General features: G+C 47.8%; 1 protein-coding gene. It reads right to left on the bottom strand.

Translation table 11 applies throughout. The features are described 5' to 3' along the window. The coding region (locus tag Q4563_RS23505; RefSeq protein ID WP_303606265.1) for a hypothetical protein at positions 1-206 on the bottom strand (206 nt) is incomplete at its 3' end. Between the last annotated feature and the right edge of the window lie 22 nt (positions 207-228).

The following is a 228-nucleotide window of genomic DNA, read 5'->3' as shown; positions in this document are numbered from 1 at the left end:
GCCAGATGCCCCAGCGCATAAAATACAAACGCCAGACTCAGTGTGCCCTTATCTTTCCAGCGCAGGTTTACCCTTGGCAAAAAGTGGGCAGTAATAACCGCAACAAACGATATAAATGCCAGCAACAGCCCAATGTGATCGGCGCTATAACCCGACTTTTCCATACTGAGCGGTAACACCACGATCACCGTAAAAAATATCATCATTGCCATACAGGCCGACAGATAC

The sequence above is a fragment of the Gilvimarinus sp. 1_MG-2023 genome (genome assembly GCF_030548285.1).
Note: the sequence above shows the minus strand (reverse complement) of the source record. Positions and strands in the feature narration are given on the sequence as shown.